The organism is Streptomyces sp. NPDC085931 (assembly GCF_044540565.1).
Taxonomy (GTDB): domain Bacteria; phylum Actinomycetota; class Actinomycetes; order Streptomycetales; family Streptomycetaceae; genus Streptomyces.
Map to the genome: position 1 here is coordinate 61,454 of NZ_JBITSK010000010.1, position 22,183 is coordinate 83,636.

Annotated in this window: 17 protein-coding genes; 11 read left to right on the forward strand and 6 right to left on the reverse strand. The window is 71.9% G+C overall.

Annotated elements, in window-relative coordinates; all coding sequences use genetic code 11:
- Positions 1 to 4: 4 nt before the first annotated feature.
- Complete coding sequence (locus ACIGAN_RS22055; protein WP_399860088.1) at positions 5 to 319, reverse strand: hypothetical protein; 315 nt, start codon at positions 317 to 319, stop codon at positions 5 to 7.
- Between the two features lie 230 nt (positions 320 to 549).
- On the opposite strand from ACIGAN_RS22055, the gene ACIGAN_RS22060 reads away from it, so the two are divergent.
- From ACIGAN_RS22060 to ACIGAN_RS22095, 8 genes are all read left to right on the forward strand, one after another.
- Positions 550 to 909: an arsenate reductase family protein gene (locus ACIGAN_RS22060; protein ID WP_399859759.1), complete on the forward strand. Its 360-nt coding sequence runs from the start codon at positions 550 to 552 to the stop codon at positions 907 to 909.
- A gap of 118 nt (positions 910 to 1,027) precedes the next feature.
- Complete coding sequence (locus ACIGAN_RS22065; protein ID WP_399859761.1) at positions 1,028 to 1,714, forward strand: hypothetical protein; 687 nt, start codon at positions 1,028 to 1,030, stop codon at positions 1,712 to 1,714.
- 320 nt (positions 1,715 to 2,034) lie between these two features.
- A complete protein-coding gene (glnII, locus tag ACIGAN_RS22070) occupies positions 2,035 to 3,066 on the forward strand; it encodes a glutamine synthetase (protein WP_365086696.1) in 1,032 nt (343 codons plus the stop codon).
- A 407-nt stretch (positions 3,067 to 3,473) separates the two neighbouring features.
- A complete protein-coding gene (locus tag ACIGAN_RS22075; protein WP_399859764.1) occupies positions 3,474 to 4,055 on the forward strand; it encodes a winged helix-turn-helix domain-containing protein in 582 nt (193 codons plus the stop codon).
- Between the two features lie 63 nt (positions 4,056 to 4,118).
- Entirely contained in the window at positions 4,119 to 5,159 is a 1,041-nt protein-coding gene (locus ACIGAN_RS22080; protein ID WP_399859766.1) for an SDR family oxidoreductase, read from the forward strand.
- A 65-nt stretch (positions 5,160 to 5,224) separates the two neighbouring features.
- On the forward strand, positions 5,225 to 6,484 hold the full coding sequence (locus ACIGAN_RS22085; protein WP_399859768.1) for a sensor histidine kinase: 1,260 nt from the start codon (positions 5,225 to 5,227) through the stop codon (positions 6,482 to 6,484).
- On the forward strand, positions 6,475 to 7,128 hold the full coding sequence (locus tag ACIGAN_RS22090) for a response regulator transcription factor (protein ID WP_365086708.1): 654 nt from the start codon (positions 6,475 to 6,477) through the stop codon (positions 7,126 to 7,128). The genes ACIGAN_RS22085 and ACIGAN_RS22090 overlap by 10 nt, the downstream gene beginning before the upstream one ends.
- Positions 7,129 to 7,331: 203 nt before the next feature.
- A complete protein-coding gene (locus tag ACIGAN_RS22095) occupies positions 7,332 to 8,849 on the forward strand; it encodes a DUF1996 domain-containing protein (RefSeq protein WP_399859770.1) in 1,518 nt (505 codons plus the stop codon).
- Between the two features lie 74 nt (positions 8,850 to 8,923).
- Here ACIGAN_RS22095 and ACIGAN_RS22100 read toward each other — a convergent pair whose 3' ends face one another.
- Positions 8,924 to 9,355 carry a hypothetical protein gene (locus ACIGAN_RS22100; RefSeq protein ID WP_399859773.1) on the reverse strand — a complete coding sequence of 144 codons (432 nt, stop codon included), beginning with the start codon at positions 9,353 to 9,355 and terminating at the stop codon, positions 8,924 to 8,926.
- 146 nt (positions 9,356 to 9,501) lie between these two features.
- On the opposite strand from ACIGAN_RS22100, the gene ACIGAN_RS22105 reads away from it, so the two are divergent.
- The 3 genes from ACIGAN_RS22105 to ACIGAN_RS22115 all read left to right on the forward strand — a co-directional run bounded on the left by ACIGAN_RS22105 (position 9,502) and on the right by ACIGAN_RS22115 (position 12,784).
- Positions 9,502 to 10,029 (forward strand): tetratricopeptide repeat protein, encoded by a 528-nt coding sequence (locus tag ACIGAN_RS22105; RefSeq protein WP_399859776.1) that lies wholly within the window; start codon positions 9,502 to 9,504, stop codon positions 10,027 to 10,029.
- A gap of 49 nt (positions 10,030 to 10,078) precedes the next feature.
- The gene (locus ACIGAN_RS22110; protein WP_399859778.1) at positions 10,079 to 12,001 is read left to right on the forward strand and encodes a hypothetical protein; all 1,923 of its coding nucleotides are present in this window, start codon (positions 10,079 to 10,081) and stop codon (positions 11,999 to 12,001) included.
- A gap of 93 nt (positions 12,002 to 12,094) precedes the next feature.
- Positions 12,095 to 12,784 carry a TetR/AcrR family transcriptional regulator gene (locus ACIGAN_RS22115; protein ID WP_365086723.1) on the forward strand — a complete coding sequence of 230 codons (690 nt, stop codon included), beginning with the start codon at positions 12,095 to 12,097 and terminating at the stop codon, positions 12,782 to 12,784.
- Between the two features lie 13 nt (positions 12,785 to 12,797).
- Here ACIGAN_RS22115 and ACIGAN_RS22120 read toward each other — a convergent pair whose 3' ends face one another.
- The 4 genes from ACIGAN_RS22120 to ACIGAN_RS22135 all read right to left on the reverse strand — a co-directional run bounded on the left by ACIGAN_RS22120 (position 12,798) and on the right by ACIGAN_RS22135 (position 22,049).
- Positions 12,798 to 13,154 carry a 5-carboxymethyl-2-hydroxymuconate Delta-isomerase gene (locus tag ACIGAN_RS22120; RefSeq protein WP_365086725.1) on the reverse strand — a complete coding sequence of 119 codons (357 nt, stop codon included), beginning with the start codon at positions 13,152 to 13,154 and terminating at the stop codon, positions 12,798 to 12,800.
- Positions 13,155 to 13,243: 89 nt separating this feature from the next.
- On the reverse strand, positions 13,244 to 18,679 hold the full coding sequence (gene pulA / locus ACIGAN_RS22125; protein ID WP_399859782.1) for a pullulanase-type alpha-1,6-glucosidase: 5,436 nt from the start codon (positions 18,677 to 18,679) through the stop codon (positions 13,244 to 13,246).
- A gap of 184 nt (positions 18,680 to 18,863) precedes the next feature.
- Complete coding sequence (locus ACIGAN_RS22130) at positions 18,864 to 20,237, reverse strand: alpha-amylase family protein (protein WP_399859784.1); 1,374 nt, start codon at positions 20,235 to 20,237, stop codon at positions 18,864 to 18,866.
- Positions 20,238 to 20,357: 120 nt separating this feature from the next.
- Complete coding sequence (locus tag ACIGAN_RS22135) at positions 20,358 to 22,049, reverse strand: glycoside hydrolase family 13 protein (RefSeq protein WP_365086734.1); 1,692 nt, start codon at positions 22,047 to 22,049, stop codon at positions 20,358 to 20,360.
- Positions 22,050 to 22,183 lie beyond the last annotated feature (134 nt).

A 22,183-nucleotide genomic window follows, 5' to 3' on the forward strand; every position in this document is an offset into this window, starting at 1 on the left:
CCGGTCAGCGTGCGTAGCGCATGAACGCCCGCACCATGTGACACGTCGTGTCCGACGGCGGGTGGACGCCGATCAGCTCCGCCGTGTCCCGGATCGTGTCGTTGCCGGCCTGGCGGGGCAGGTAGACGCCGGAGTCGAGCAGGGCGATGGCCAGCCGCATCGCCTTGAGGCGGCGGTTGTGCGTCACGTACCACTCGCGGGGCCGGCCCGGCGGCAACGGCCGCTTCTCCACGGGCGCGTACGGCAGGTCGAGCTGGACGGGACGCTTCGCGGTGGACTGGGTGGGCAACGGCTTGGACTTCAGGGCGGCAGCGGGCACAGGCATCCTCCTGTCGCGGTCGGGCGGTCCGCCGAAGACGTCGGCGTCATCGGCGTCACCCTCGAACACTGCGTCCAGTTTACCGCCGGGCACTGACAACCGGGAGTCCGCAACGACCCGCAAAAGCCCAGGTGGAGACGGAAATTGGCGCTCCGTCACGGCAGCTGCGGAAGGGGCGGGTGGGGTCGGCGGAAAATCGAACAGAACCGGGAGCGCGTACGGTGGGCGGCATGGAGATCTGGATCAATCCGGCCTGCTCGAAGTGCCGCAGTGCCGTGCAGCTGCTCGACGCCGAGGGCGCCGATTACACCGTGCGCCGCTACCTGGAGGACGTGCCGGGCGAGGACGAGATCCGCGACGTGCTCACCCGCCTCGGCCTCGAACCCTGGGACATCACCCGGACGCAGGAGGCGGCCGCCAAGGAGCTCGGACTGAAGGAGTGGCCGCGGGACGCCGGGACGCGCGACCGGTGGATCAAGGCGCTGGCCGAGCACCCGAAGCTGATCCAGCGCCCGATCATCACCGCGGACGACGGCACGGCGGTGGTGGCCCGCACCGACGAGGCCGTACGTGCCGCGCTGGGGCGCTGACACCGGCCAACACCTCTGTGGCGCAGGTCACTTCAGCGTCTCCCGCAACCGCTGAGCAACCCCGTTCGGTATCTCGTACATAGCGGCGTACGCTCCCCTACCGCTTCAGGAGGCGCGCATGTCGCGCAGGAGAACGCTCGGCACGAAGAAGAAGATCGCGCTGCTGGTGAGCGCGGCGACGGTGGCGGGAGGCGGGGCCTTCGTCATGGCGAGCACGTCGAACGCCGCGCCGACCCCCAAGTCGGCGTCGGAGTCGACGGTCTGCCTGGGCCTGGCCACCGCCCTCGGCAACAACCAGAAGTTCATCGCGGACCAGCGGGCCAGGCCCGACGCCCAGTCCGAGGCCCGGATCGCCAACCGCGAGGCGGTCGTCGCGGAGATCAAGCGCAAGCAGGAGGCGTCGGGCTGCGTGGTGGGGGAGTCGGCTCAGGACTCCCAGGCCGCGCAGCCCGCCCAGCCGTCGGCCCCCGCCGCGTCGGCCCCGGCGGCATCGGCCCCGGCCGCCCCGCCCGCCGCCTCCGCCCCGGCCGGGAACGGCGGCGGTGGCGCGGCGGCCGGGCAGCAGGTGTGCAACGGCTCCACGGTCACGCTCTCCGGCGAGGGCGGTGCGCCCGCCGCGTCCAGCAACCAGTTCCCGGCCGGCACGAAGCTGAAGGTCACCAACCTGGACAACAACAAGTCCACGACGGTGGAGGTCACTTCGGTCTCCGGCAGCTGCGTGCTGCTCAACAACGCGGCCTTCGAACAGGTCCGTGAGCCCGGCAAGTTCCTGATCCGCCGGGCCGTGATCCAGAAGGTGGGGTGAGGCCGGACGGCCGACCCTCGTACGTGTCACCGGTCCCGCCGCCCCCGGCCCGGGGCGGCGGGACCGGCACGTCAGGCGCACGGGCACAGGTCACCGGCCGGCCGGGGGGCAGCCGGAGACCCGTGCCCGTTCCGGGGTGAAACACCCTCACCGCGTGCGGTGCGGCACAGCGCCACCAGGTAACACGGGGTTCACATGCGGGCAATGGCCGGGAAATCGCCCGTTGCCAGGCTGCCGGGCAGCACCGCGCGGCGTTTCAGTGCCGCAGCGCCGCAGCACCCGCGATACGCGCCCAGACACACCCCCGAAGGATGTGGCCCGTGACCTTCAAGGCTGAGTACATCTGGATCGACGGCACCGAGCCGACGGCCAAACTGCGCTCCAAGACCAAGATCATCGCGGGTTCCCCCGCCGGTCTGGACGCCCTGCCGATCTGGGGCTTCGACGGGTCCTCCACCAACCAGGCCGAGGGCCACGCCTCGGACTGCGTGCTCAAGCCGGTCTTCACCTGCCCGGACCCGATCCGCGGCGGCGACGACGTCCTGGTCCTGTGCGAGGTGCTGAACATCGACCTCACCCCGCACCCGAGCAACACACGGGCCGCGCTGGCCGAGGTGGCGGAGAAGTTCGCGGCGCAGGAGCCGATCTTCGGCATCGAGCAGGAGTACACGTTCTTCAAGGACGGCTACCCGCTCGGCTTCCCCAAGGGCGGCTTCCCGGCCCCGCAGGGCGGCTACTACTGCGGCGTCGGCGCCGACGAGATCTTCGGCCGCGACGTCGTCGAGGCCCACCTCGACAACTGCCTCAAGGCCGGTCTCGGCCTGTCCGGCATCAACGCCGAGGTCATGCCCGGCCAGTGGGAGTTCCAGGTCGGCCCGCTGGCCCCGCTGGAGGTCTCGGACCAGCTGTGGGTGGCCCGCTGGCTGCTCTACCGCACCGCCGAGGACTTCGACATCGCCGCCACCCTCGACCCGAAGCCGGTCAAGGGCGACTGGAACGGCGCGGGCGCGCACACCAACTTCTCCACCAAGGCCATGCGCGAGGGCTACGACGCGATCATCACCGCGTGCGAGGCGCTCGGCGAGGGCTCCAAGCCGCTGGACCACGTCAAGAACTACGGCGCCGGCATCGACGACCGCCTGACCGGCCTGCACGAGACCGCCCCGTGGGACAAGTTCTCCTACGGCGTCTCCGACCGCGGTGCCTCGGTCCGCATCCCGTGGCAGGTCGAGAAGGACGGCAAGGGCTACATCGAGGACCGCCGTCCCAACGCCAACGTCGACCCCTACGTGGTGACCCGTCTGCTCGTCGACACCTGCTGCACGGCGCTGGAGAAGGCCGGCCAGGTCTGATCCCGCCCCGCGGGACCTGCCAGGGGGCGCTCACCGTACACGGTGGGCGCCCCCTGTCGTGGTCGGTGCGCAAGCGGACGGCCGGGTGACGCACCCGACATCCGCTCGATGTCCAAGCAGTGAGAGAAGGGTCCCGGCAGCCGTACCTCGTCTGCTTCAATGGGCTCATGGCCAGTTACCAGAAGCACGCCGCGACGGGTCGCCATGACCTCGAGCCCTTCTGGCCTTCCCGTCAGCACCACGACTTCGACCGGGTGTGTTGCCGCGCGACGAACGCGCCGGCCCTCTAAAGCCGTACACCCCGGCCTTCGGCCAGCGCGCACCGCGTACGTCCTCGGCGGCCCCGACCACGAACTCGCGGCCGTCGACCTCCCGACGAACCCTTCGCGCGAAAGAGCTGACCTCTCATGGCGACCACTCGTTCCCTGTCCACCGCCACCCTCGACTCCCCCGCCCCCCACGGCCCCCGGCACCGGCTGCGCGCCGTCGACCGGGACGAGGTGGTGACGGTCGCGGATCTGCTGCCGCCCGGGGCCACCTGGCTGCCGGCTCCCCCGCACACCCTGCCGGCGCTGCCCGGACAGCCGCCGATGATCGGCTACCTGGTGCTCGTCCCCGCCGACCAGCAGCCCCCGTTCCCGGTGGCGGTGCCCGACCGGCCCGCGGCGCCCGAGGCCGCGGCCGAGCCGGGCGGCGAGCCGCTGATCCGGGTGGACACCGTGCAGCGCACCGCCCAGGTGGCCGGGCGGCCGCTCGACCTCACGTACCTGGAGTTCGAGCTCCTCGCCCACCTGGTGGCCCACCCGGGCCGGGTGCACACCCGTGACCAGCTGGTCGGCACGGTGTGGGGCTACGGTCACGTGGGCGACGGCCGCACGGTCGACGTCCACATCGCCCGCCTGCGCCGCAAGCTGGGCGCGGAGCACCGCGACGCCATCCGCACGGTGCGCCGCGTCGGCTACAAGTACGTGCCGCCGGCCGAGCGGTGATCCGCGTCTGCTGACAGCAGATCCCCGTTCCGTCCCCTCGCCGCACCGGGCAGAGTCCTCGGCATGAGACTTCTGGTGCTGGGCGGTACGGAGTTCGCGGGGCGGGCCGTCGTGGAGGCGGCGCTCGCGCGGGGCTGGGAGGTGACCGTCTTCCACCGGGGACGGCACGCGGCGCCGCCGGGCGTGCGGGCGCTGCACGGCGACCGCACCGCGCCCGGCGGGCTCGCCGCCCTCGCCGAGGACACCGGCGTGTGGGACGCCGTCGTCGACACCTGGTCGGCGGCGCCCCGGGCCGTACGGGACACGGCGCGGCTGCTGCGGGACCGCGCCGGCCGGTACGTGTACGTGTCGAGCTGCTCGGTGTACGCCTGGGCCCCGCCCGCCGGGTACGGCGAGGACGCGCCGCTGGTGGAGGGCGCCTCGGCGGAGGCCGGAGCGACCGACTACGCCCGGGACAAGCGGGGCGGCGAGCTGGCCGTCCTGGACGCCTTCGGCGCGGACCGGTCGGTGCTCGTCCGGGCCGGGCTGATCCTCGGCCCCTACGAGAACGTCGGCCGCCTCCCGTGGTGGCTGAACCGGATGGCCCGCGGCGGCCCGGTCCTGGCGCCGGGGCCGCGGGAGCTCCCCCTGCAGTACGTCGACGTCCGGGACCTGGCCGAGTGGCTGCTCGGGGCGGCGGAGCAGGGGCTGAGCGGACCGTACAACCTGATGGGACCGCAGGGGCACGCCACGATGCACACCCTCCTCGACGCCTGCGCGCGGGTGACCGGCGGTACGGCCGAACTCCGGTGGACCGACCCCGGGGTGATCCTGGAGGCGGGCATCGAACCGTGGGTCCAGCTGCCGGTGTGGGTGCCGCCGGGCAGCGACCTGCACGACGCCCTGCACAGTGCGGACGTCTCCCGGGCGCTCGCGGCCGGTCTGCGCTGCCGGCCCGTCGAGGAGACCGTGGCCGACACCTGGAGCTGGCTGCGGGCCATCGGCGGGGTCGCGCCGCGGCGGCCGGACCGGACGGTCAAGGGGCTGGATCCGGAGGTGGAGGCGAAGGTGCTCGCGGCCGCGCCGGCTCCTGAGCCACCGGCCGCCCCCGGGGGGTGGAGGTAGCACCACCCCCGGGCCGGGTGCCGGGCCCCGTGACCGCGCGCGCCCGCCCGGCCAGACTGAACGCCATGACCATCGACACGAGGACCAGCGGGGTGCGGACGGCGGGGCGGGGCATGGGACTCGCCGCGGTGCGGGGGCTGGCCCTGGCCCTGATCTCCCTGCCGGGGGCGGTGCTGTGCTTCAGCCTGACCGCGCTCTCGATCGGGCTCATCCCGATCGGGATCGGGCTCGTCACCACGCCGTACGTGCTGACGGGGGTGCGGACGTTCGCGAACTGGCGGCGGGTGCTCGCGGCCGAGTGGGGCGGGGTGCGGATCCCCCCGGCGTACCGGCCGCTGCCGCGGGACGCCAACCCCTGGGCCCGCACCTTCGGGATGCTGCGCGACCCTGCGACGTGGCGGGACCTGAGGTGGCTGCCGGTCGACATGACCGCGGGGTTCACCACCGCGCTGCTGGCGGCCGCGCTGCTGATCTGGCCGCTGGAGGGGTTCGCGCTCGCCCTCGGGCTGTGGCGGGTCTTCCCCGACGGGTACTGGTACGGCTTCGTGCCGGTGACGGGCCAGGCGTCGGCGCTCGGTGCCGCCGCCCTCGCCCTGGTCATCCTGTTCTTCGCGCACTTCTTCACCCCGCGCCTGATGCAGGCCCACTTCCGGCTCACCCGGGCGATGCTCGGCGGCGACCAGGAGCAGCTGGCCGAGCGGGTGCGGGTGCTGACCGAGACGCGGCGGGACGCGGTCGACGCCTCGGCGGCCGAACTGCGGCGCATCGAGCGGGACCTGCACGACGGGGCACAGGCCCGCCTGGTCGCCGTCGGCATGGACCTGGGCACCATCGAGGCGCTCCTCGACAAGGACCCGGACCGGGCCAGGGAGCTGATCGCGCAGGCCCGCACGTCCTCGGTGGAGGCCCTGACCGAGCTGCGCGAGCTGGTGCGCGGCATCCACCCGCCGGTGCTCGCCGAACGCGGTCTCGGCGACGCCGTGCGGGCGCTGGCGCTGCGGCTGCCGGTGCCCACCGAGGTGAACGTGGACCTGCCCGGGCGGGTGGAGGCGCCCGTGGAGTCGGCCGCGTACTTCGCGGTGAGCGAGGTCCTCGCCAACGCCGTGAAGCACTCGGGCGCGGACCGGATCTGGGTGGACCTGCACCGGACGGACGGCATGCTGCGCGCGACCGTGACGGACAACGGCAAGGGCGGCGCGGTGATCGGGGCCGGTTCGGGCCTGGCCGGGGTGGAGCGGCGACTCGGTACATTCGACGGCGTCCTGGCCGTCAGCAGCCCCGCGGGCGGCCCCACCATGGTCACCATGGAGATCCCTTGCGCGTAGTCCTCGCCGAAGACCTGTTCCTGCTGCGTGACGGACTCGTCCGGCTGCTGCAGGCGCACGGCTTCGAGATCGCGGCGGCCGTCGAGTCCGGGCCCGAACTGGCCGCCGCCCTGGCCGAGCTGGAGCCGGACGTGGCGGTGGTCGACGTGCGTCTGCCGCCCACGCACACCGACGAGGGCCTGCAGTGCGCGCTCGACGCCCGCCGCGAGCGGCCCGGGCTGCCGGTGCTGGTGCTCTCCCAGCACGTGGAGCAGCTGTACGCGCGCGAGCTGCTCGCCGACGGCAGCGGTGCCGTCGGCTATCTGCTGAAGGACCGGGTCTTCGACGCCGAGCAGTTCGTGGACGCGGTACGGCGGGTTGCGGCCGGGGGGACGGCGATGGATCCGCAGGTCATCCAGCAGCTGCTGGCGCGGCAGTCGGGCGGCGACCGGCCGCTGACGCGGCTGACGCCCCGGGAGCTGGAGGTGCTGGAGCTGATGGCGCAGGGCCGGTCCAACGCGGCGATCGCCGCGAAGCTGGTCGTGACGGAACGGGCGATCGCCAAGCACACCGCGAACATCTTCGCCAAACTGGGCCTTGAGGTCTCGGACGACGACAACCGGCGCGTGCTGGCGGTTCTCGCGTATCTCGACCACGGCCGGTGAAACCGGACCCGCGCGTGCACCGACGGTGCGAGATCAACAACTCCCGGTACTCCAGGGGCTGTTGAGAACACGGAGTCCTCACGGATCTCGCATCAATTTCCGGGACCTCTGAACACCCGTGGGACGGCCTCCGTATGGAAGGGAGCCGCTTCACTCCTGTCGGGCGCCTCGATGCCCCCGAAAAAGGAAGTCAGAGGAGTTCCATGGGACGCAACACAAGAAAACGCCGTACGCCGCTGGCCACCAAGGCCATTGCCGCATCGGCGGCCCTAGCGCTCGGTGGGGGCGGGCTGATCTGGGCAAACTTCTACGCCTCGGCGCACGAGGAGAACCCGGCGAACCAGACGAAGGCCGCGGGCGCGCAGATCGCCACGATCCAGTGCCCGGACGTCGGTCAGAAACTGACCAAGGTGCCCAAGCGCGCCCGGCGGGGGGTGGACCGGGAGCTGGCGAACCTCGACAAGCAGATCAGCGAGGCGTACGCGCGGCTCGCCTCCACGCGCCGGGCCCAGGCCGGTGACCCCGGCTTCGTCAACAACGCCATCCTCGGCCCGCTGAAGTCGAAGCGGACCGCGGCCCTGGACCGGATCGGCATCAACATCCGGCGGGTGGGCGGCAAGGCACCCGACCTGCGCAGGTTCGCCGGGTGCAGGGGCATGGCCGCGAACCCGAACACCAACGACGGCAACGCCGGAGGCGGCCAGAACGGCGGCCAGGACCAGGGCCAGAACAACGGCGGCCAGGGCAACGGCGGGCAGAACAACGGCGGCCAGGCCGGCAACGGCGGTCAGGCCGACAACGGCCCGGTGGCGGCGGACTTCATCAAGATCGAGGACGTCCAGCCCAACTCCCGCAACCTGCCCAACGGCCTCGCCGCGAACGGCGACGGCGGCTCCACCGGCTCGTTCACCACGAGCTGCGGCACCAACGAGAACGAGAACCGCAACTCCGACAACGTGATCGTGGCGCCCGGCGTGTCCAACGGCGCGAAGCACCAGCACGACTATGTCGGCAACCAGAGCAACAACGCCTTCGCGAGCGACGAGGACCTGGCCAACGCCCAGACCACCTGCCAGAACCAGGGCGACAAGTCCTCGTACTTCTGGCCGGTCCTGCGCATCCAGGACGGCTCGCAGGACATCGACCAGGGTCAGCCCGGCGGTGGCCAGGACGGCAACGTCGGCAAGATCGTCGAGCCGGCCGAGGCGCAGCTGAAGTTCGTCGGCAACCGCACCAGCGACGTCGTCGCCATGCCGAAGGCCCTGCGCATCATCACCGGTGACGCCAAGGCCTTCACCAACGGCCTGAACAACGCCAACACCTCCTGGAGCTGCACCGGCTTCGAGGACCGGCAGGTGACGGACAAGTACCCGATCTGCCCCCAGGGCAGCTCCGTGGTGCGCACGTCCAACTTCCAGAGCTGCTGGGACGGCCAGAACATCGACAGCGCCAACCACCGCACCCACGTGGACTTCGTGGAGGCGGACGGCAGCTGCTCCAACGGCTTCCGGGCCATCCCCCAGCTCCAGGTCCGCCTGGTCTACGACGTGCAGGCGCCGCAGATCAACAACGGGCAGGTGCAGAACGCCTTCGCGGTGGACTCCTTCCCGGAGCAGCTGCACAAGCCGATCACCGACCACAACGACTTCATCAACTTCTTCGACGAGGACCTGATGAACGAGATGGTCCAGTGCATCAACAGCGGCGAGGACTGCCAGTAGTCCGGACCCGGTGAGAAAGCCGGCGGTGGGAATTCCCACCGCCGGCTTTCGCTTGCCCGGAACCCGCCTCGCGGTCAGCCGTGGTGGCCGCCGCGGTTGTGGCTGCCGCCGGGGTTCATGTGCTCGGAGCCCTCTTCCATGGTCCCGCCGAGGGTGCCCTGGAGGGCCAGCACGGTCTTCTTCTGGCCGACGGCGACCCACTTGCGGCCGACGAGGTAGTAACCGCCGTAGTCCTTGGCGCCGTTGAGCCACTCACGCTGGCCGCGGTCGGTGGCGAAGGTGGCGAGGACGTACTTGTCCTTGCCCCGCTCGCAGAGGGCCTGACGGATGGTGTCGGCGTCGGTCTGCATGTTCGGCTCGCACTCGGCCTCGGCCGCGATGTGCTCCAGGCTGCCGGTCACCGCCTCCGGCACGGCCGCCTCGTGCTCGCCGCCGGATCCGCAGCCGGCCAGCGCCAGTATCGCCACCGCGCCGCTCAGCGCGAGCATCGGTCGGGTCACCCTCATCTGTTCCTCCGGTCCTTGTCACGGCACGTCCGGACGCATGCCGCACGGAGCCCTGGCACGAGGCTCTCCCCCTCGATACGGCCGCGGGGCCCGGACTGCTCAAAATCCCGCTGCCCCCATGGGCACCGGCGTGCGAGGGTGGGCCGGTGAACCAGGACTGGGAAGACCGCGTGGCCGCCCTGTGGGACCGTTTCGACGCGTACGCCGAGACGGAGGAGGACGAGGCCCGCTTCCGCGCCGACGTCGACGCCCTGGTGGCGGAACTGCCCGCGGACAGCCCGCTGGGCCCCTTCGAGCAGGCCTGCGCCTGGGACTCGACCGGCCACTCGGACCGGGCCGTCCCGCTGTACCGGGAGGCGCTGGCCCGGGGGCTGGCCGACGTCAGCCGCTACAAGACCCGCCGGACGAAGATCCAGCTGGCCAGCTCGCTGCGGAACATCGGGCGGGCCGAGGAGGGCGTCGAGCTGCTCGAAGCCGAACTCGACGCCCCTTCGGACGAGCTGGACGACGCCGTGCGCGCCTGTCTGGCCCTGTGCCTGTCCAGCCTCGGCCGCGACCGCGAGGGCCTGTCGCTGGCCCTGGGCGCCCTCGCCCCGCACCTGCCGCGCTACCAGCGGTCGATGGCGAACTACGCCCGGCTGCTCGTCGAGCCGGAGGCACCTCCCGGGGCCTGACGGTTCCGCGGTCAGGTGACCATCCACCGATTCGCTCGTTCTGCTGAACGTGCAGTCACAGGATGTCGCCCAGCGCCCCGCAGCCTCTTCCCCGGCCGACCCGGTCGTCGACGTCGAGCAGGCCGAGGCCGCCCTCGTCGAGCACTATCCACGGCTCGCCCGGCTGGCCTACCTGGTGCTGCCGCCCGGTCTGGGCCGCAGCCGGCGCGTCCTGACCGCCCACGCCCTCACCCAGCGGGCGCTCCCCCGCAACCGCACCCCGGCGCCGGTGATCCCGGCCCAGTCCACCGGCCGGGACGGCGACCCGGGCTACGCCCTGGTGCGGCTCCAGGTGCTGCGCACGGCGCTGGAGGCCGGAGTGCCGCTGCGGCTCAGGGCCTGGCCCAAGCGGTCCCAGCTGCCGGCGCTGCTGCCGCAGGTGTGGGGCCTGAAACTCTTCCCGCGCTCCGGCGGCGCCGACGAACTCGCCCTGGACCAGCGGCTGTCCACGCTGTCGGGCCCGGCCCGGGCCGCGTACGCGCTGCGCGGCCTGGAGCGGCTGACGGACGACGGCGCGCGCAAGGTGCTCGCGGCCGCGGGCGTCGCCGACCCGGAGGGTGCGCTGCTGGAGGCCGGGGGCGTCCCCGAGCAGTTCGGCCTGCTCGACTCCCCCGAGTTCGACCCCTGCTCGCTGCAGGCCCGCCCCACCGATCTGATGCGGCGCCGCCAGCATCTGAAGGCCGCGCTGGCCGCCGGTGCGGCCCTGCTGGTGTGCGGGGCGCTGCTCGGACTGCCCGGCGAGGGCTGGGGCCCCGACGGCGCCGCAGCCCCGCCGTACGCGCGCAACCCGGCCGCCCAGGCCGCCCTCGACCCGGCGAAACTGACCCGCGTCCCCCCGGCCGCGTGGCGGGTCTCGGCGCGCACCGACTTCTCCGTGTGGCCGGCCCGGGGCGATCTCACCGGCGACGACGCCCTGCTGCGCCGCGCCCTCGCGGTCTGGGCCCGTCCCGGGGAGACGGTCCAGGTCTCGGCGACGCCCGGCACCCCGTCCGGCGGCCCGGCCGGACCGCCCCAGCTGCTCTACGCGGGGACGGTCGACGCCGCGCGTGTGGTGATCCTCCACGACGGGCTGCGCATCGCCCGGTACGCCGAGCCGAAGGACGGCACGCAGGGGGCCGCCCTCGACTTCGCCCGGGTCGACGGGGCCTCCCGGGCCGAGGCCGGCGCGGTGGTCCTGGGCCGGGCCGACGGCAACGTCCGCTATCTGACCGCCCCCTGGATCGAGCAGGCGGCCGAGCGGGATCTGCTGAAGCCGGGCTCGGGCGCGATGGACCTGGCGCTCGACGACGGGGTGACCGCCCCGCTGGCCAGCCCCGCCCTGCGCTCCGGCCCGTGCACCTCGTGGAACGTGCTGGAGGTGACCGACGGCACCAGGACGCGGCTGCTGACGGACCTCGGCGAACTGGTCCCGGCCCGGCTCACCACGGGCCGGCCCGGCTCCCCGGGCGAGGTGTCCGGCGCCGCGGCGCTGCGCACCTGGCGGCCGTTCGCCTGCTCGCTGGGCACGGTCCGCTCGGCGGGGGTGCGCAGCGTCAACGCCTGGGCGTTCAACGAGCAGCCGCTGCCCGACGCGAGCGGCTCGGCGGCCTGGGTGTGCACGCGGGCGGAGACCTGGCGGGGCGGCGGGGCACGGGTGCTGGCCCAGTTCCACACGCCGGGCGGGGCGTACGGGGCGGTGGCGGCGAAGGCCGAGAACGTGCCGGCGTGCGGGCCGCGGGATCCGCACGTGCTGGCCGGGGTGCTGTGGAAGTCGAAGGCGGGCGACTGGTACCTGCTGGCCGCCGGCAGCCGGCGGACCGACGCGATCCGGGCGACCGGCGGGGTCGACGGGTCGGCCCCGGGCAGTCTGCTCACCGTCCCGGCCGAGCAGGGCGCGCAGGCCGAGCTGAAGGGCACGCTGGAGGACGGGCGTTCGATCGGCGGGCTGCGCTGAGCAGCGGTTCCGGCGACGGCCCGGGAGTCCCGGGCGGACCTCGGCGATCGCTCCGGACCGTTCGCGGCCGGAATCGATCGGTAAGGTGTTCGTATGACTACCGGGGTTCGCCGCAGGATGGGAGTCGAGGAGCGACGGCAGCAGTTGATCGGCGTCGCCCTCGAACTGTTCAGCCGCCGCTCGCCCGACGAGGTCTCGATCGATGAGATAGCGTCGGCCGCGGGCATCTCACGCCCGTTGGTCTACCACTACTTCCCCGGCAAACTCAGCCTGTACGAGGCCGCGTTGCAGCGGGCCTCGGACGATCTCGCGGCCCGGTTCGTGGAGCCGCACGAGGGCCCGCTGGGGGCCCGGCTGCTGCGCGTGATGCGCCGCTACTTCGACTTCGTGGACGAGCACGGGCCCGGTTTCTCCGCCCTGATGCGCGGCGGCCCGGCGGTCGGGTCCTCGACGACCAACGCGCTCATCGACTCCGTACGGCAGGCCGCGTATGTCCAGATCCTTTCGCACCTGGGCGTGACCGATCCGCCCGCGCGGCTCGAACTGGTCGTGCGGTCGTGGATCTCGCTCGCCGAGTCGACGGCGCTGATCTGGCTGGACGGCCGGCGCATCCCGCGCGAGGAGCTGGAGCCCCAGCTCGTCAACGACTTCGCGGCGCTCGCCGCCGTCAGCGCCACCTACGACGAGGAGATGGCCGCCCTGCTGCGCCGCATCGTCGAGGACGAGCCGGCCGACGGCCCGTTCGCGAGCCTGGCCGGCCGGCTGATCGCCCTGGCGAGCTGACCGGGCCGGGCGCTCAGCTCTCGGACTTGGCGTAGGACGGGTCCAGGTCGCGGACCTCGGCGGAGGCGTGCAGCGCGACGCCGGCGGCGGGCTTCAGATGCGTCCGCAGCAGCTCCAGCGCGGCCTGGGTGAGCCGGGCCTTGGTCTCGTCGGTGCGGCCGGCGAGCAGCGCGATGTGGACGTGCACATGGGCGTGCCCCTCAGTGTCGGGGCCGACCACGATGTCCTCGGTCCGGCGGAACCGGGTCTTGCAGGCCGGAGGCTTGGCGGCGGCGATCTCGACCGTGGCCTCGTGCAGCGCCTTCGCGAAACCGGGCCGGTCGAAGTCGTCCGCGAGGTCGGCGGAATAGTCGACGGTGATCTGCGGCATCAGCACTCCTGTTCCAGGTCGGTGGGCTCACCCTAACGGCAGGCGGGGCGGGCCGCCGATCGCGGCCCGCCCCGCCCGTACCGGGTGCGTCAGCCGGCGGTGCGCTCGAAGACCGCGACCGTCCGTCCCGGAACGGCGAACGTCCCGGACTTCTCCGCGTAGGCGGAGGACTTCACGGTGGCGTCGGCGCCGGCCGCCTGCACGGGGTGCAGCCGGTAGCCGGTTCCGGCCAGACCGGGGACGCGCTGCTCCTGCCGCCCGGGCGTGGCGTTGAAGACGACGACGAGGTCACCGAGGCGCATGGTGATCACACCGGGCGTCTCGTCCGTGCCGGACAGCGGGAAGGACAGCCGGGACTGCACCCGCTCGGCCGTGCCGAGGGAGAAGTCCGGTTCGGCGGCGCGGATCCGCAGCAGGTCGCGGTAGGCCGCCGAGGCGCCCTCGATCTGCTCGCAGCCGACCGTCACCGTGCCCAGCAGCGGCTTGGCGTACGGCCACTTGTCCTTGTTGTCGGCCGCCATGGGCAGTCCGCGGCCGAAGCCGTTGCCGTCCCGGCAGTCCCAGTGGATCGCGTTGAACCAGTCGCCGCTGTCGTAGGAGTTGCGGTCCAGGGACTTGGAGCGCAGCAGGTCGGTGCCCGCCTGGGAGAGGGCCGGGCCCTGCGAGAGGGTGGCCGTCGCCATGGCCAGGACCTGCATCCGGGCCCGGTCGGAGGCGCTCACCGTGGCGGGCAGCTTGAAGGCGAGCGCGTCGAACAGGGTCTCGTTGTCGTGCGCGTCCGCGTAGGCGAGGGCGTCACCGGGGGCGTCGGCGTAGCCGGCGGGGGCGCCGTTGTAGTCGACCTGGGAGCCCTTGACCTCCTTGCCGCTGGTGTCGGTGAAGGTGTAGGCGCTCAGGTTGCCGGTCAGGCCCACCTTGATGAGGTCCTGGTAGTGCAGCAGGCGGGCCTTCTGCTCGGCCGGGGTGCCGTTGGCCTTCGAGGAGTTGGGCTCGGTGAACAGGCCGGAGGCGAAGCCCTGCACGCCGGGGTCCTCGTCGAAGGGGCCGCCGCCGCGCACGGCGTCACGGGCCCGGTCGGAGAAGGTGGCGATGCCGGTGCCGGCCATGTTCTTCTGGGTGGCCTGGACGAACCGGGCGTCGTCGGCGACCTCGCCGAAGTTCCAGCCCTCGCCGTACAGGATGATCTTCTTGCCGTCGACGCCGTCCTTCGCGAGGGTCAGCTCGTCCAGGGCCTTGCGCACGGCCAGGATGTTGGCCTTCGGGTGGTGGCCCATGAGGTCGAAGCGGAAGCCGTCGACCTTGTACTCCTTGGCCCAGGTGACGATCGAGTCGACGACCAGCTTGCCCATCATGGCGTTCTCGGTGGCGGTGTTGGCGCAGCAGGTGCTGTTCGCGACCGAGCCGTCGGCGAGCAGGCGCTGGTAGTAGCCGGGCACGATCCGGTCAAGGACGCTCGTCTTCTCCTGCCCGGCGGCGGCGGTGTGGTTGTAGACCACGTCCATGACGACCCGCAGGCCGTCGTCGTTGAGGGCCTTGACCATCCTGCGGAACTCGACCGTGCGGGCCGTGCCGTCCGGGTCGGTGGCGTAGGAGCCCTCGGGGACCGTGTAGTGGTACGGGTCGTACCCCCAGTTGTAGGCGTCCTTCGCGGCGATCTTCCCGACGCACTCCTGCTGCTTGTCGGAGTCGGCCGGGTGGGAGGCCAGGTCGCAGTCGGTGCGCGCCTGGTCGGCCCGGCGCTCGGGGATGGTGGCGATGTCGAAGGCGGGCAGCAGGTGCACGTACGAGGTGCCGGCCTTCGCCAGCTCGCGCAGGTGCTTGCTGCCGTCGCTCGCCTTGTCGGTGAAGGCGAGGTAGGTGCCGGGGTGCTTCGCCGTGCGGTCCTCGACGGAGAAGTCGCGGACGTGCAGCTCCTGGATCTGCGCGTCCCGCAGCGGCACGGCCTTCGGCTTGGTGTACGTCGACCAGCCGGCCGGCCGGAGGGCCTTGTCGGCCAGGTCGACGACGAGGCCGCGCTCGGAGTCGGCGGTGAGGGCCACGGCGTAGGGGTCGGTGACCTTGTTGGTGACGACCTTGCGGACGCTGGGCGCCCAGACCTTCACGACGTAGCGGTAGGGCTTGTTCTTCCAGGAGGCGGGGCCGGTGACGGACCAGACGCCGGTCGCGGAGTCGCGGCGCATGGCGACGGTCTGGCCGTCCAGTTCCAGGGCGACGGACTGCGCGGTCGGGGCCCACACGGACAGGGTGGGGCGGCCCTCGGCGAAGACCGGTCCCAGGCGGGACTGCGTGGCGCCGGAGTACAGGTCGTCGAGGACTCCGGCGATCTGGACGCCGGTCGCCACGAGCACGGCCCCGTTGGCCGCGTGCTGGGTGGCGACGACCTGGCCGCGCAGGGCCTCGCGGACCCGGTCGCGGTCACGGGGGTCGACGGTCCAGGCGTCGTACTCCCTCAGGTGCGGGAACTTCGCCTTCTGGGCGTCGGTCAGCTCCCCCTTCGACAGGCGCAGCCACTTCGCGTCGCCGGTCAGGGCGCCGTCCTCGACCTTGATCGAGCCGTCGCGGGAGTACTGCAGCTGGGTGGAGGCGGCGGCGTCGGAGCCGTTGAAGGCGAGGGTGTTCCGGTCGATCCAGACCGCCTTGGAGGTGGTCGGGTCGAGGGCGGCGGCGCTGCCCGCGGGCTGCGGGAGCAGGTACTTCTCCTGGCCGCTCACCAGCCACACCTCGTGGCCGTTCGCCTTGAGGTCGAGCGACTGGTCGGTGGGCAGGTCCTTCTCGTCGCCCTTGTGGAGGATGTAGCTGAGGCTGGTGGCACCCTCGGTGAGCGGCACCTCGAAGACTGCGCCATAGGAGTCAGTCTTCACCGGCTTGAGGGGGTTCGACCAGTCGGTGGGGTTCGCGGCGCCGGTCCACACGTGCAGGCCCCAGCCGTCGTAGATCCCTCCCCCAGAGCCGAAAGCCTGGGAGGTACCCCCAGCCCGGTGGTAGTGCAGGACGGCCTTGCCCTTGTCGGGCGCCGGGTAGGCCGGCCGCTCGGTGGTGACGGTCTCCTTGCCCTGCTCGATCCAGATCTCACCGGTCCTGGTGACGTCGATCGTGCGGTCGGTGGCGACGTCCTTGGTGCCGTCCTTGTCGATGACGAGGAAGCTGACGTTCGAGGCGCCGGGCTTGAGCTTGACCCAGGCGAAGGCGCCGTAGGCGTCCCGGCCGGTGAAGGGGTGGCTGTCCGGCCACTCGGTGGCCTCGCCCTCGGCGAGGTCGCCCCAGGCGTACAGGCCCCAGTCGGCGTAGTCGCCGTCCGCGCGCTTGTAGTGGACGACCGCGTAGTCGCGGGAGGACGCGGTGGGCGGTTCCTGGACGGGCGGGGTGCCGGTGGTGGAGGACGCCAGGGCGCTCGCGGTGCGGCCGGCCGAGTCGACGACGACGGCCTTGTAGCGCAGGGCGGTGCCCGGCGGCACGTCCTTGCCGATGGTGTGGGTCACCTTGTACGGGGCGTGGTCGGCGGAGCCGAGGACGCGCCAGGAGCCGTTGCCGGTCTGCGCGGCGAAGACGACCCGGTTGAGCTGTCCTCCGTCGACGTCCGCGGAGATCTCCACGGTGCCGGTCGCGCCGGCCGCCGGGGCCTTGAGGGTGAGCGTGGGAGCGGTGGCGGGCTTGGCGAGCTTTCCGGCTGCCTTCAGGACGATCGCGGAGCCGGCCGGGACCGTGACGGTGACCTTCTTGTCGCCGTCGCTCTTGACGGAGGCGTCGGTGCCGTACAGGCCACGGAAGGTCATGCCGGCCGAGCCGGTCGCGAAGGTCGCGGTCTTCTCGTCGGCGGCGTTGTTGAAGGCGACGACGTACTCGGTGCGGGTCTTCGGGTCCGTGCGGGAGAAGGCGTAGACGCCGGGCCCGTCGGCCGCGTACCGCTGCTGCTGGACGCCGTCGGTGAGGGCCGGGTGGGCCTTGCGGAGCTGGGCGAGGGCGCTGATCTGCCGGTAGAGGGGCGCCTTGGTGTCGTAGGCGTCCTCGGCGTGCGTGGCGTCGGTGCCGATGCGGTCGTCGTCGAGGTAGTCGGCGGTGCGCGAGGCGAACATGGTCTGCCGGGCGTCCTTGTCGCCGCCCGCGCCGGCGAAGCCCTGTTCGTCGCCGTAGTAGACGACCGGGTTGCCGCGGCTGAGGAACATCAGCTCGTTGGCCAGCTTGTCCTTGGCGAGGATCTCGGCGTCGGTGGCCTTCGGATCGTCCTGCTTCAGGAACGCCCCGATGCGGCCCATGTCGTGGTTGCCGAGGAAGGTGACCTGCTCGTAGGCGTTGGCCGTGCCGGTCGTGTACTTGTAGTCGTCGCCGAAGACGCCCGCGAGGGCTTGCGCGCTGCCGCCCTGGGAGGCGTACTGGCGGGCCGCCTCCTGGAAGGGGAAGTCCAGGGTGGCGTCGAGCCGGCCCTCGGTGACGTAGGGGGCGGTGACGTCCGTGTCGGCCGAGTAGACCTCGCCGAACATGAAGAAGTCGTCGCGGCCCTTCTTCGCCGCGTAGGCGTCGAGGGCGGTGGCCCACTGCGTCCAGAACTCCATGTTGACGTGCTTGACGGTGTCGATCCGGAAGCCGTCGATGTCGAAGTCCCGCACCCAGCGCCGGTAGATCTTCTCCATGCCGCTGACGACCTCGGGCCGTTCGGTCCACAGGTCGTCGAGCCCGGAGAAGTCACCGTGGGTGGAGCTCTCGCCGGCGAAGGTGGAGTCGCCGCGGTTGTGGTACATCGTCGGGTCGTTGAGCCACGACGGGACCTTGACGTTCTTCTCGGCGGCGGCGACGGCCGGGGTGCGCGGGAAGGAGTCGCGGTCGACCTCGGGGAAGTCCCGCCGCCCGTCGGCGTAGTCGGCGTCGTCGAACGGCTCGCCGTCCTTCGTCAGGTACGGGAAGGCGCCCTTGGAGAGGTAGTCGTAGGACTTCTCCTCGTAGTCGACGACGTCCGCCGTGTGGTTGGTGATGACGTCGAAGAAGACCTTCATGCCCTTGTCGTGGGCCTTGTCGATGAGGGTCTCGAGGTCCTCGTTGGTGCCGAAGTGCGGGTCGACCTGGGTGAAGTCGGTGATCCAGTAGCCGTGGTAGCCGGCCGACGCGTTCGCCCCGGTGCCCTGTACGGGCCGGTTCTTGAAGATCGGGGCCATCCACAGGGCGGTGGTGCCCAGGCCCTTGATGTAGTCGAGCCTCTCGGTCAGGCCCTTGAGGTCGCCGCCCTGGTAGAAGCCCTTGTCGGTGGGGTCGTAGCCGGTGGCGAGGCGCGAACCGGTCAGGCCGCCCTTGTCGTTGCGCGGGTCGCCGTTGGCGAAGCGGTCCGGCAGGACGAAGTAGAACTGCTCCCGGGTGGCGTCGTGCCGGGCCGGCTGGGCGGCCAGCGCGGCATCGGACGGCGGCGCCGGCGGGGCGGCCGCCCGGGCGGCGAGCGGCTGGACGAGTGTGGCGGCCAGCGCGGCGGCGGTGACCGCGGCGACCCGTCCGGCACGGGCGGTACGGCGCCTGGACGGCACCGGCCATCTCGGTATCACAGAGGGGCTCCTAGCGATTGCGGCTCTGTCGGGTCCGACCCCGCGCGACCGTATCGCCGCCGAAACCCTTACAGCAAGAGTCTTGAAACCGTTGGAAAGAACTTTCAACCAGGAGTGCTGGTCCGGAACAGCGGCCCCGGCCACCCCGGGGCGGGGAGGGCGGGGCCGCGCGCGGTGTCCGGCCTCAGCAGGCGGACTTGCCCGCGTGTATCGCCAGAGCCGTGTGCGCACCGAGGGTGGCCGTGAACTGGCCGCTCGCGTTCACCGTCACCGGCGTGTTGTTCTGCACGTTGCAGTACGTGCCCGCCGGCAGCGAGGTCTGGTAGGTCCGGGTCAGGGCGCCGGACTCGTGGTTGAGGGCCACGAAGCCCTTGCTGCCCCGGCCGAAGGCGATGGCGTCACCGCCGTTGTCCCACCAGTTGGTGACGGCCTGGCCGCGGGTGGCGTTGCGGAAGGCGACCATGGACTTGATCTCCGGCCAGTTGTGCTGGCACTTCCAGCCGTCCTGCCAGCAGGCGTTCACCTGACCCCCGTTGGGCGGCCCGGCGTCGTGGTCGGTGAACTCGTAGCCGGAGTTGATGTCCGGGGCGCCGTAGGGCCAGGCCAGCATGAAGACGTTGGCCAGGGTGTAGGTGGCGCCGTCCTTGTAGCTGAGGGTCGAGCCGTTGCGCTCGGTGTCGTGGTTGTCGACGAAGACGCCCGAGACGCCGCTGTTCAGGTAGCCCCAGCCCTCGCCGTAGTTCTTCAGGTAGGCGAGGTTCTCGTTGGTGAAGACGCGCTTGAGGTCGTAGGCGTAGCGGAACTCCTGGACGTCGCCGTTGCCCGTGTACTCGGTGGGCTGGACGGCCTCGCCGGCGCCGTAAATGACCTCCTGCTTCCAGTACGCCGACGGGTTGCTCAGCCGGGACTTGATATTCGCGAGGTCGGCGGCCGGCATGTGCTTGGCCGCGTCGACGCGGAAGCCGTCCACGCCGAGGGAGAGCAGGTCGTTCATGTACCCGGCGATGGCCCGGCGGACGTAGTCCTCGCCGGTGTCGAGGTCGGCGAGGCCGACCAGTTCGCAGTTCTGCACATTGGCGCGGTCCTGGTAGTTGGTGATCTGCGCGGTGCAGTTGTCGAAGTCGTACGACGAGTACAGGCCCGGGTAGGTGTACTTCGTGTACGACGAGCCGCCGGTGCCGGTGCCGCTGCCCGCCGACATGTGGTTGATCACGGTGTCGACGACGACCTTCACACCGGCCGCGTGGCAGGTGTTCACCATGTTCTGGAAGGCCGCGCGGTCGCCGAGCCGGCCGGCGATCTTGTAGCTGACCGGCTGGTACGAGGTCCACCACTGCGGGCCCTGTATGTGCTCGGCAGGTGGGGAGACCTGCACGTAGCCGTAGCCGGCGGGGCCGAGGGTGGTGGTGCACTCGCGGGCGACGGAGGCGAACTTCCACTCGAAGAGGACGGCGGTGACGTCCTTGGTGCCCGGTGGGGAGGCCTGGGCGACCGTCGGGTTCATGACAACCGCAGCCGCGGCGAGCGCGACGGCGGCGGAGAGGTGTCTGCGTGCCATGTGGGGTTTCCTTCTCCGTTGAAGGCTCTTGCTGCAAGGTTCAGAAACCTTGCGGTGACGCAGATGGTAAAGGCCCGCCGCCCGAAAGGGCAGCGGGCCGAACGAAATTCGAAGGGAAAATCAGGCGGTCGTCGCGGTGGTCCACCACACCGTGGTGTCGGCGGGCACCTTCGCCTCGTCGTCGACCTGCACGATCTCACCGCTCGCGACCAGCACCCGGCCGTACGCCGGCATCGCCACCGACTCGCCCGTGGTGTTCGCGACGCACACGAACTCCCCGCGCCGGAAGGCCAGTACGCCCTCGGGCGCGCGCAGCCACTCCACGGACGTGCCGGCTCCCAGGTCGGGCTGCTCCCGGCGCACGGCGAGCGCGGCCCGGTACAGCTCCAGCGTCGAGCCGGGCACCCCGCTCTGCGCCTCGACGCTCAGCTCGCCCCACTCCGGCGGCTGCGGCAGCCAGCTGCCCCCCTCGCCGAAGCCGTACGACGAGCCCGTACGGGTCCACGGGATCGGCACCCGGCAGCCGTCCCGGAAGCCGTCCTGGCCCGCGCCCCGGAAGTACGCCGGGTCCTGGCGCACCTCGTCGGGCAGGTCGACGACGTCGGGCAGGCCCAGCTCCTCGCCCTGGTAGATGTAGGCGGAGCCGGGCAGCGCCAGCATCAGCAGGCTCGCGGCCCGGGCCCGGCGCAGGCCCAGGTCCCGGTCGCCGGCCACGCGGATCTGGGTGCCGAGGCCGGGCGGGTTGGCGAACCGGGTGGCGTGCCGGGTGACGTCGTGGTTGGACAGCACCCAGGTGGCCGGGGCGCCGACCGGACGCATGGCCTCCAGGGTGCGGTCGATGACCTCGCGCATCTCGGCCGCGTCCCAGTGGGTGCTCAGGTACTGGAAGTTGAAGGCCTGGTGCAGCTCGTCCGGGCGGACGTAGTGGGCGGTGCGCTCGATGGTCGGCGTCCAGGCCTCGGCGACGAAGATGCGCTCGCCCGCGTACTCGTCGAGGATGAGGCGCCACTGCCGGTAGATCTCGTGCACGCCGTCCTGGTCGAAGAACGGCATGACATCGTTGCCCAGCAGCTTCACCTGGTCATGGGATCCAAGGTCGGGCAGCCCGTCCGCCTTCACCAGGCCGTGCGCCACGTCGATGCGGAAGCCGTCCACGCCCATGTCCAGCCAGAAGCGCAGGATGGAGCGGAACTCGTCGCCGACGGCCGGGTGGTTCCAGTTGAAGTCGGGCTGCTCCGGGGCGAACAGGTGCAGGTACCACTCGCCGGGCGTGCCGTCGGGCTCGGTGACCCGGGTCCACGCCGGGCCGCCGAAGATGGACTCCCAGTCGTTGGGCGGCAGTTCGCCGTCGACGCCCTTGCCGGGGCGGAAGTGGTAGCGGTCCCGCAGCGGCGAGCCCGGGCCCTCGGCGACGGCGCGCTTGAACCACTCGTGCTGGTCCGAGGAGTGGTTGGGCACGAGGTCGACGATGATGCGCAGCCCCAGCCGGTGGGCGTCGCGGATCAGCGCGTCGGCGTCCAGGAGGTTGCCGAACATCGGGTCGACGGCCCGGTAGTCGGCGACGTCGTAGCCGGCGTCGGCCTGCGGCGAGGCGTAGAAAGGGCTGAGCCACACGGCGTCCACGCCGAGGTCGCGCAGGTACGGCAGACGGGTGCGGACACCCTCCAGGTCGCCCATGCCGTCGCCGTTGCTGTCGGCGAAGCTGCGCGGGTACACCTGGTAGATCACCGCGTCCCGCCACCAGTCGCGGCGCTTGGCGACGGCCACGGCGGAGGTGGAGGTGGGGGCAGGTGCAGCTGAGTGCTGGCTCATGTCGTCCTTGAGGCGTAACTGAGGTGTGGTCATGTGGGACGTGGGTCGTGGTGACGAGGCGGCCGCGGTACAGCGGGGTCGGATGGGCACCGCGGCCGCCTCGGGCTTGTGACGTGCCGTTCGGCGGCGCCCCG

What these genes read in the sequence shown, in the direction of transcription:
- ACIGAN_RS22085 (WP_399859768.1), top strand. Translation starts at nt 5,225, where the DNA reads ATGACCATCGACACGAGGACCAGCGGGGTGCGGACGGCGGGGCGGGGC.
- ACIGAN_RS22135 (WP_365086734.1), bottom strand. Translation starts at nt 22,049, where the DNA reads ATGAGCCAGCACTCAGCTGCACCTGCCCCCACCTCCACCTCCGCCGTG.
- ACIGAN_RS22115 (WP_365086723.1), top strand. Translation starts at nt 12,095, where the DNA reads ATGACTACCGGGGTTCGCCGCAGGATGGGAGTCGAGGAGCGACGGCAG.
- ACIGAN_RS22095 (WP_399859770.1), top strand. Translation starts at nt 7,332, where the DNA reads ATGGGACGCAACACAAGAAAACGCCGTACGCCGCTGGCCACCAAGGCC.
- ACIGAN_RS22080 (WP_399859766.1), top strand. Translation starts at nt 4,119, where the DNA reads ATGAGACTTCTGGTGCTGGGCGGTACGGAGTTCGCGGGGCGGGCCGTC.
- ACIGAN_RS22100 (WP_399859773.1), bottom strand. Translation starts at nt 9,355, where the DNA reads ATGAGGGTGACCCGACCGATGCTCGCGCTGAGCGGCGCGGTGGCGATA.
- ACIGAN_RS22075 (WP_399859764.1), top strand. Translation starts at nt 3,474, where the DNA reads ATGGCGACCACTCGTTCCCTGTCCACCGCCACCCTCGACTCCCCCGCC.
- ACIGAN_RS22130 (WP_399859784.1), bottom strand. Translation starts at nt 20,237, where the DNA reads ATGGCACGCAGACACCTCTCCGCCGCCGTCGCGCTCGCCGCGGCTGCG.
- ACIGAN_RS22120 (WP_365086725.1), bottom strand. Translation starts at nt 13,154, where the DNA reads ATGCCGCAGATCACCGTCGACTATTCCGCCGACCTCGCGGACGACTTC.
- ACIGAN_RS22060 (WP_399859759.1), top strand. Translation starts at nt 550, where the DNA reads ATGGAGATCTGGATCAATCCGGCCTGCTCGAAGTGCCGCAGTGCCGTG.
- ACIGAN_RS22065 (WP_399859761.1), top strand. Translation starts at nt 1,028, where the DNA reads ATGTCGCGCAGGAGAACGCTCGGCACGAAGAAGAAGATCGCGCTGCTG.